Source organism: Streptomyces rectiviolaceus (assembly GCF_039533825.1).
GTDB lineage: Bacteria > Actinomycetota > Actinomycetes > Streptomycetales > Streptomycetaceae > Streptomyces > Streptomyces rectiviolaceus.
This window is the reverse complement of the sequence record NZ_BAAAUG010000096.1, coordinates 2,190-3,846: the sequence shown is the minus strand read 5'-3', so window position 1 is coordinate 3,846 and position 1,657 is coordinate 2,190. Positions and strand designations below refer to the sequence as shown.

The following is a 1,657-nucleotide window of genomic DNA, read 5'->3' as shown; positions in this document are numbered from 1 at the left end:
GCCCCGGCGGCGGGCCCCTGCGCGCACGGCTACTGGATGGCTACTGGATCTCCACGGGGCCGTCGCCCTTGCCGCCGTCTGCCCGGCTGCGGTCCGCGGGCGCGCCCAAGTAGCGCTTGATGTCCACCGGTTCGTGCTCGCCCTGCCCCTGCGCGGTGGGCGTGCCGAGGCTGTTGCGCACCGAGTCCAGGATCGTCAGGCCCTGGCCGACGAGTCCGGCCGCGATCTCGCCGAGCCCGTCCGCGCCGTTCAGTACGTTGACGTTGGCGCCGGAGAGGCCGGTCGCCGCCTCCTTCACGATCAGCGGCAACTGGTCGATCAGCATCCGGTCGAGCGCCACGCGGTCGTACGAAGCCGCCGCCTCCGCCTGGATCTTCATCCGCTCGGCCTCGGCCAGGGCAAGGACCCTGATGCGCTCGGCGTCTGCCTCGGCGGGCTTCACGACCTCCGCGACCAGTTCCTGCTGGCGCAACTGGGCGGCGCGCTCAGCCAGTTCGGTGCGCGCGTCGAGCACCTCCTGCTGGGCGTGCGCCTCCGCGAGCGGGCCCGCCTGGGCGGCCTTGGCCTGGGCGCGCTCGACCTCGGCGGAGTACTGGGCCTGCACGATCGCGGTCTGCCGCGCGTACTCGGCCTGGTTCCGCGCGGCCTCCTGCTCGGCCTCGGCGGAGGCCTGGGTCGCCTGCGCCTGGGCGATCTGGGCCTGGCGCTGGATGGCGGCCTTGTGCGGGGCGGACATGGCGTCGATGTAGCCCGTCTCGCCGTCGTCGATCGACTGGATCTGCAGCGAGTCCACGTGCAGGCCGATCTTCGCCATCTCGGACTTCGAGGTGTCAAGGACCTCGGTGGCGAGCTTCTGCCGCTCGGTGACGATCTCCTCGACGGTCATCGAGCCGATGATGGAGCGCAGATGACCGGCGAAGATGCGGCCGGTCAGGACGGACATCTGGTCCTGGTCGGAGAGGAAGCGCTGGCCCGCGTTGACGATGCTCTCCTTGTCGTTGCCGACCTTGAAGGCGATCACGGCCCGCACCTTCAGGGCGATGCCCTGCCTGGTCACGCAGTGCTCTACCACCTCCGCCTCGCACATGGACAGGGTGAGGAAGCGGGTCTTGCGGAAGATGGGCAGCACGAACTTGCCGTGCCCCGTCACCACCCGGAACGGGGCGCCGCCGAGGCCTCGCCTGCCGCCGGAGATCAGCATCGCCTCATCGGGGGCGGGAACGCGGTATCCGAACATCGATCGACTCCTCAACCGGCGTTGCCGGCACCGTCGCCGGCCAACGCGTCCAACGGGTCTGCCCACTTGATGACATCGACCTGACGGCTGCCCCGCGACTCGATCACGAGCACGGCGGCGCCGTGCGGCAGCGGCTCGTCGGACCAGGCGAGAAACGTCTCGGAACCCCCTCGGATCCGCACCAGGACCTCACCGGGCCCCGCGGATCCGCGCGTACCGATGACGAGTTCACCGGTACAGCCGATCACAGCCTCATCCGGCGCCATTGGCGGCCGCCTCCCCCATGTCATGCAGGCTCTGTCTGAATCCCGACCTTAGCGGCCGGGGCGCTGGGCGCCCATGTGTTGCGGGGGGTGGGTCGTTCGGGGTGCGGGGCTTTCGGGGGGCGGGGTTTTCGGGTGCGGCGCCGTCCCCACCTGT

The 1,657-nt window shown here is 70.6% G+C and carries 2 protein-coding genes; both read right to left on the bottom strand.

Annotation, left to right across the window (positions count from 1 at the left end):
* Positions 1-40: 40 nt before the first annotated feature.
* Entirely contained in the window at positions 41-1,237 is a 1,197-nt protein-coding gene (locus ABD378_RS26400) for a flotillin family protein (RefSeq protein WP_344524483.1), read from the bottom strand.
* Positions 1,238-1,248: 11 nt separating this feature from the next.
* Positions 1,249-1,503 carry a hypothetical protein gene (locus ABD378_RS26395; RefSeq protein ID WP_344524481.1) on the bottom strand — a complete coding sequence of 85 codons (255 nt, stop codon included), beginning with the start codon at positions 1,501-1,503 and terminating at the stop codon, positions 1,249-1,251.
* Positions 1,504-1,657: the final 154 nt, after the last annotated feature.

Coding starts and splice junctions, on each gene's coding strand:
- ABD378_RS26400 (WP_344524483.1), bottom strand. CDS start 1,237: ATGTTCGGATACCGCGTTCCCGCCCCCGATGAGGCGATGCTGATCTCC.
- ABD378_RS26395 (WP_344524481.1), bottom strand. CDS start 1,503: ATGGCGCCGGATGAGGCTGTGATCGGCTGTACCGGTGAACTCGTCATC.